Origin of the sequence: Paractinoplanes atraurantiacus (assembly GCF_900215205.1) — a bacterium.
Classification (GTDB): Bacteria; Actinomycetota; Actinomycetes; order Mycobacteriales; family Micromonosporaceae; genus Actinoplanes; species Actinoplanes atraurantiacus.
Genome location: NZ_OBDY01000023.1, coordinates 176,467 through 182,733, shown reverse-complemented (window position 1 = coordinate 182,733; position 6,267 = coordinate 176,467). Strand labels below are relative to the sequence as shown.

The following is a 6,267-nucleotide window of genomic DNA, read 5'->3' as shown; positions in this document are numbered from 1 at the left end:
TCAAGCGAGTGCGAGGCGAGGTCCAGGTGGTGGCTGGCGTCGGGCGCGGCGCGCCGGCATCCCGGTGCTGGATGTCGGTGTGTCGCGGCTGCCGTCAGGCGCCGCCTGGGCCACGCCGCAGCCCCGCTTGATCGGCAGGACAGGCCCTAGCTTGATTTTTAACCGGTGCGGCGTGGGCGGGGAGTGGTTGATTTCTTCGGTTTTTTGTTGCTGTTGGCGGGTTTCGTGCTGGTGACGGTGTGGACGTCGTGGCGGGTCGTGGGGTGGGTGTTGCGGCGGCCGGGTGGCCGTCCGGGTCCTGGCTGGGAGGGTTTCGGCGCGGCGGCGGGAGTGCCTGCTTTGCCGCGTAGGTGCCGAAACCCGCGCCGGACTCGGGCGGGTGTGAGTCGTTCGGGTGGGGCGGGGCGTTCCCAGGGCCGGCGTAGGTCCGCGACGGCGGTGCGGGCGAGCCGTAGTTGGGTGTAGGCGGCCAGCACGAGCCAGGTCCAGCGGTCTGCGGCGGCGGGGTTGCGTAGTTTCGGGCTGGTCCAGCCGAGGGTCTGCTTGAGCATGCGGAAGGTGTGCTCGATATCGAAGCGGCGCAGGAATGCTTGCCAGAGCAGGTCGGTGTCGGTGGCGCTGGCTTGCGGATGCGACCACCACAGCCAGACCGGTTTCGCGGTGGCGCCTGACGGCAGCCGGTCGACGGTCAGCAGGACTACGGTGCCTTCGATGATCGGCAGGACGCCGATGTGGGTGGTCCAGGCGGTGCGATGGGTCAATCGTGGGTGCAGCCGGTTCCAGGATCGTGCGGTCGCCATGCCGTAAAGCCGGGTGTCGGTGATGGTGGCCGCGTCGGGTTCTCCCCAGCTGGCCGGGTCACCGAAGATGAACTCGCCGCCGTGTCGTGGTGGACGGCCGTTGCCCGCAGGCTGGGACGGTGCGCGTCGGCGCAGAACTCGGTCGGAGCGCATCCGCACCAGCATCGCCACCGGCAGGTCGGCGAGCAGGAACGCCAACCGGGGACCGTCGTAGCCGGCGTCGGCAACGATCCAGATGTCCTTGTCGCCCGGCTGCCACTGCCCGGCCGTGATCAGCCGTTGCACCACCTCCCGCAGCTGAGCGGCGGTGACGGTGGCGGCGTCGTCGCCGGGGCCGAGCCGGCGCACGTCCAGCGGCGCGGTCCACGAACTGCGACCGGTCTCCAAGGCGGTGACCAGTGAATACGGCCAGCCCGGGATCATCATGTGGGTATCCTTGCCACGCCCGTAGGTGTGGCAAAGCATCCGCTGCGGGCTGGTGTGTGCTTCCGGCCGCAGCCAGCAGGTGACATCCACCGCCAGCACGATGCGTCCGTCCGCGGCCCGCGGGACCGGCACCCCGGCGACCGCCGTCTTGAGGGCTTCGACGTCAATGCGGCCCCGGTTCAGCGCCGCATACAACGAGCCGTGACCACGCCGATGTTCACCCGCCAGGGACAGCTCGACCAGCGACCGCACCGGCGCGTCTCCGCACAACAAGGCGTCGGTGAGCTCGAACAACGCGTCCGAGCGAGCGGTCAGACTCCGATGGAACTCTCGCCGGAACCCGGCCAGCCGCCCGAGCGTCCCGCCCGGATCGACGTCATGCACACTGATCACCAGACAGCCCTTGATTTTGATCTTCTTCCCTAGACAAGAGGAATGATCGATCAAGGGCTGTCGCCATGATCAGCCGGGGTCGATATCTTCCCAGCCGCAGGTTAAAGCTCAAGCTAGTCCATGCGCACGGTCCATGCCGCTGTGTGGACCGTGCCGGCGACCTGGAAGTCGAAGAACATCCGGTAGGCGCCGGCGCTCGGCAGGGCAAGCCAAAACTTGACCTTGCCGTCGACGAGCTGCGTCTCCGGGTGCACGTGGACGTAGGCGAGATCGCCCTCCCGCATGACGACGAGATGCCCGAACGCGCCGAGGTAGGGGTCGAGCTGGGCAGTCTTGCCGTCGGCCCCGGTGACGGTCATGAGGATCGGCTGGGTGGATTCGGTGGCGGGCTTTCCCTCGTACGTCACGTGGAAGCCACCGGTCTCGGCATCGGCCGAGGGTGGGGGCAGCGCGACGGGAGCGTAGTCACCGGCCACGGTGAGATCACCGCCGAGCGTGGTGGCGATCTCCTGCCCGCCGACGACGGCGGTGAAGTCGGCGATCATCCGGTAGATCCCCGGCTCGGCCAGCGTGAGGTCGATGCCCCAGGTGCCGTCGGCCGCCATGGCCGGATGAAGATGCTGGAACCCGCTCAGATCCCGCCGCACCACGATCAAGTGCAAGGGCTTGTCATGCACGATCGCGTACGAGGTGACGGCGGCCCCACCGGCGCCGGTGATCTGAAAACTGAGCCGTTGCGCCTTGCCGGCCTGAAAGCTGGTCCCCTTCGGAACGAGGGTGAGCCCACCGGAACTGAGCGACAGCCCACCGATCGCCGCGCCCATGGAAGGGGTGGACGCGGTGCCGCCCTGGGAGACGGTGCCGTCGGTGTTGTGCACGTGCGGCTGGTTCTCGTCGACCGCCATGCCCGGCATGCCGGCCATGCCTGGTGAGGCCGCGGCCCCACCGGTCGGAGGCGCCGACGCCGAGGCGGTCGAGTTGTTGAGCCGCCCCAGCCCGTAGCCCGCGAACAGCACGACGATCAGCACCGCCCCGAGCGCGGCCAGCTTGAACCCGGCCCGCTCCCCCACCGGCGGCTCCACCCGCGACTCGTCGTCGCCCGTCGGCTCCGCTTCTACTTCGGCTCCCGCTTTTGTTTCGGCCGCCGCTCCGGCTGCGGCTTTTGTCTCAACCACCGCTCCGGCTCCCGCTCGCGCCTTTGTTTCAGCCGCCGCTCCGGTTCCCGCTCGCGCTTTTGTTTCAGCCGCCGCTCTGGCTTCGGCCGCTGCTTCGGCGCGGGCTTTGGCTCGGCGAGCGCCCACGATGCCCAGCACGACCGGCTCGTCCTGAGCACTCGCCCGGCCCTCGCCCGGCGGCGTGGCCGGGCCAGGGACGGCGGGCTCGGTGGGTGGGTCGTCAGGCATTCGCGAGCTCGTAGCCGGCCTCGTCCACGGCGGCGCGTACCGCGTCGTCGGTGAGCGGCGCCTCGCTGGTCACCGTGACCGCGCCCGAGGCGAGGTCGACCTGCACGTCACCCACGCCGGGAAGTGCGGAGAGCTCGCCGGTCACCGCCTGCACGCAGTGGGCGCAGGTCATGCCGGTAACGGTGTAGGTGCTGGTCACAGCCATCGCAGAGCCTTTCAGAGCAACTGTCAGGAACGAACGAGCCGAGCAATCGCGTCGGACGCCTCTTTGACCTTGGCGCTGGGATCCCCCGCCCGCGCCGCGTCGACCACGCAGTGCGCCAGGTGATCCTCGAGAAGCCCCACGGCCACCGCCTGCAGAGCACTCTTGGCCGCGGAGATCTGCGTCAACACGTCGATGCAGTACGTGTCCTCATCGACCATCCGCTGAATACCGCGGATCTGCCCCTCGATACGCCTGAGGCGCCCGAGCAGGGCAGCCTTGTCACCCGAATACCCATGCGGCCCATGCTGCGCCGTCGCCTCGTCGGACATGCCCCCAGCATACCCCCTCCCCGTATAACGCTCGCCGGCCCGTCTCAGCCGGCCACGGCCAAGGCCAAGGGCAGCACCCCCTTGGCGCCGGACTGGCGCAGGGCCCGGCCGGCCAGCGACATCGTCCAGCCGGAGTCGACCAGGTCGTCGACCAGCAGGAGCGGGCCGGTGAGACCGGACAGCTCGGCGGCCACCTCGGCCGGGACGGTGAACGCGTCGTGCAGGGAGCGGACCCGCTGAGCGCTGTTGCCTCGATGGTCCGACTCGGCGGCGTGGGCGGACACGATGGCGCCGAGCATGGGCAGGCGGCCGATGCGGGCGATGTGGCCGGCCAGCGAGCTGATCAGCTCGGGATGTCGCCGCGACGAGATGGCCACCACGGCGGCCGGGCGCTCCGGCCAGGCGTCGTCGCCGTGCGCCCAGCTCTTGAGGATCTCGACCACGGCCGCCGCCAGGTCGTCGGGAATCGGCGCGTCGGGCGCCTCGGGCGCGACCAAGCCGCGCAGGCGGTTTCCCCAGCCCAGGTCGGAGAGGCGGCCGACGGCCCGGCCGGTCTCTATCTGCTCGCTCGGCGCGATCTTGCCCTTGAGGGAGACCCCGACCGCGGCGAGGCCGGTCGGCCACATCTTCTTGGGCGCGATCTCGACGCCCGGCCGGCCGAGGAAGGCGTCGGCCGCGGCCAGCGAGGCGCCGGACACCTCGGCGTCGAACAGCGGGCCGGCGCAGTTGTCGCATCGCCCGCACGGCGCCGCCCCGGGATCGTCGAGGCACCGGCGGAGGAATTCCATGCGGCAGGCCGTCGTCGATGCGTACTCAATCATGGTCTTCTGCTCCGAGGACCGCGCCTCGGCGACCCGGCGCAACCGCTCGGTGTCGTAGGTCCAGGGCTCACCGGTGGCGAGCCAGCCGCCGCGCGCACGACGGACCGCACCGTCCACATCGAGCACCTTGAGCATCATCTCGAGCCGGTTGCGCCGCAGGTCGACGAGCGGCTCGAGAGCCTGTGTGGACATCGGACGGTCGGGCCACAGATTGGCCAGGACCGCGCGGACCTGCTCCTCGGGCGGGAAGGCGAGCGACGCGAAATATCGCCAGATCGCCGCGTCCTCGGCGCCGGGCAGAAGCACCACCTCGGCATGCTCGACGGCGCGACCGGCCCGGCCCACCTGCTGGTAGTAGGCGATCGGGGACGACGGCGCTCCCAAGTGGACGACGAAGCCCAGGTCGGGCTTGTCGAAGCCCATGCCGAGGGCCGAGGTCGCCACCAATGCCTTGATCTTGTTGTCGAGGAGATCCTGCTCGGCGGCGCGGCGATCGGCATCCTCGACCTGACCCGTATACGACGCGACGGGGAAGCCTCGCGAGCGCAGGAACTCGGCCGTCTCGGTCGCGCCGGCCACGGTCAGCGTGTAAACGATGCCGGAGCCGGGCAGGCGCTCGAGATGGTCGGCCAGCCAGGCCAGCCGATGGGCCGGGTTGGGCAGGTCGAGCACGGCCAGGCGCAGCGAGTCGCGGTCGAGCGGACCGCGCAGCACCAGGGCGTCGCCGAGCTGATCGGCGACGTCGGCGGTGACGCGGGCGTTGGCCGTCGCGGTGGTGGCCAGCACCGGCGTGCGAGAGGGGAGGCCGGCCAGGAAGGTGCGCAAGCGCCGGTAGTCGGGGCGGAAGTCGTGGCCCCAGTCGGAGACGCAGTGTGCCTCGTCGACCACCAGCAGACCCGTGCTGGCGGCGAGGCCGGGCAGCACGTTGTCGCGGAAGTCGGGGTTGTTGAGCCGCTCGGGGCTGATCAGCAGCACGTCGACCTCGCCGGCGCGGACCTCGGCCTCGATCAGGGACCACTCGTCGAGGTTGGCCGAGTTGATCGTGCGCGCCCGGATGCCGGCGCGGGCGGCGGCGTCGACCTGGTTGCGCATGAGGGCGAGCAGGGGCGAGACGATGACGGTCGGGCCCGTGGCCGTGACCCCGGCGCGCAGCAGGGCGGTCGCGACGAAGTAGACGGCGGACTTGCCCCACCCCGTGCGCTGCACGCAGAGCACGCGGCGGCGGTCGACGGTCAGCGCTTCGATCGCCCGCCACTGGTCCTCGCGCAGCTTGGCATGCTCGCCCGCGAGCCGGCGGAGGATCGCCTCGGCCTGCTCGCGCACCTCGGCCCGCTTCACTTCGGTCGTCTCGGTCACCCGGCATGTCTATCAGCCGGGTCCGACAGAACCCGAAGTTATCCACAGGCTCGCCGTTATCCACAGCCATCCTTGACAACTTTTTTTGTCGGTGCCAGGCTCGAAGTCATGTCGAAGACGATTGCCGAGAAACTCCTGATCAAGCCCAACACCACCGTCTGGCTCTCGGATCCCGCGCAGCTGCCCCTGATCACCCCGATGCCCGACGGGGTTCGCGAGGCCGACGGGCCGGCCACGGCGAGCACGGCGGTGCTTTTCGCGGACAGCGCGGCGAGCGCCCGCGAGCAGCTCGAGAAACACTCGTCCGACCTGGCCAAGCCGGGCGTGTTCTGGGTCGCCTATCCGAAAGGCAACAAGGCCGACATCAACCGCGACACCCTGTGGCCGATCGTCGCCGACTTCGACATGCGGCCCTGCGGCCAGGTCGCCATCGACGACCGCTGGTCCGGCCTGCGCTTCCGGCCCAACCGCGAGGGCGAGGGCCGCTTCACCGGCGGCGCCAAGTGAAGCGGCCTGCCAAGTAGAGCGAGTAAG

6 protein-coding genes are annotated in these 6,267 nt (G+C 70.2%); 1 reads left to right on the top strand and 5 read right to left on the bottom strand.

All coding sequences use genetic code 11. The features are described 5' to 3' along the window. Positions 1 to 158: 158 nt before the first annotated feature. The 5 genes from CRP55_RS37250 to CRP55_RS37230 all read right to left on the bottom strand — a co-directional run bounded on the left by CRP55_RS37250 (position 159) and on the right by CRP55_RS37230 (position 5,733). Complete coding sequence (locus CRP55_RS37250) at positions 159 to 1,619, bottom strand: NF041680 family putative transposase (RefSeq protein ID WP_097318634.1); 1,461 nt, start codon at positions 1,617 to 1,619, stop codon at positions 159 to 161. Between the two features lie 113 nt (positions 1,620 to 1,732). Next, positions 1,733 to 2,794: a DUF8832 domain-containing protein gene (locus CRP55_RS37245; RefSeq protein ID WP_245923618.1), complete on the bottom strand. Its 1,062-nt coding sequence runs from the start codon at positions 2,792 to 2,794 to the stop codon at positions 1,733 to 1,735. A gap of 220 nt (positions 2,795 to 3,014) precedes the next feature. Then, the gene (locus CRP55_RS37240) at positions 3,015 to 3,227 is read right to left on the bottom strand and encodes a heavy-metal-associated domain-containing protein (protein WP_097326680.1); all 213 of its coding nucleotides are present in this window, start codon (positions 3,225 to 3,227) and stop codon (positions 3,015 to 3,017) included. Between the two features lie 23 nt (positions 3,228 to 3,250). Further along, positions 3,251 to 3,556: a metal-sensitive transcriptional regulator gene (locus CRP55_RS37235; RefSeq protein WP_097326679.1), complete on the bottom strand. Its 306-nt coding sequence runs from the start codon at positions 3,554 to 3,556 to the stop codon at positions 3,251 to 3,253. Positions 3,557 to 3,600: 44 nt separating this feature from the next. Beyond that, a complete protein-coding gene (locus tag CRP55_RS37230) occupies positions 3,601 to 5,733 on the bottom strand; it encodes a RecQ family ATP-dependent DNA helicase (RefSeq protein ID WP_245923617.1) in 2,133 nt (710 codons plus the stop codon). A gap of 108 nt (positions 5,734 to 5,841) precedes the next feature. Here CRP55_RS37230 and CRP55_RS37225 point away from each other — a divergent pair, with 108 nt between their 5' ends. Continuing rightward, complete coding sequence (locus CRP55_RS37225) at positions 5,842 to 6,240, top strand: hypothetical protein (RefSeq protein ID WP_097326678.1); 399 nt, start codon at positions 5,842 to 5,844, stop codon at positions 6,238 to 6,240. Positions 6,241 to 6,267: the final 27 nt, after the last annotated feature.

What these genes read in the sequence shown, in the direction of transcription:
- CRP55_RS37240 (WP_097326680.1), bottom strand. Translation starts at nt 3,227, where the DNA reads ATGGCTGTGACCAGCACCTACACCGTTACCGGCATGACCTGCGCCCAC.
- CRP55_RS37235 (WP_097326679.1), bottom strand. Translation starts at nt 3,556, where the DNA reads ATGTCCGACGAGGCGACGGCGCAGCATGGGCCGCATGGGTATTCGGGT.
- CRP55_RS37225 (WP_097326678.1), top strand. Translation starts at nt 5,842, where the DNA reads ATGTCGAAGACGATTGCCGAGAAACTCCTGATCAAGCCCAACACCACC.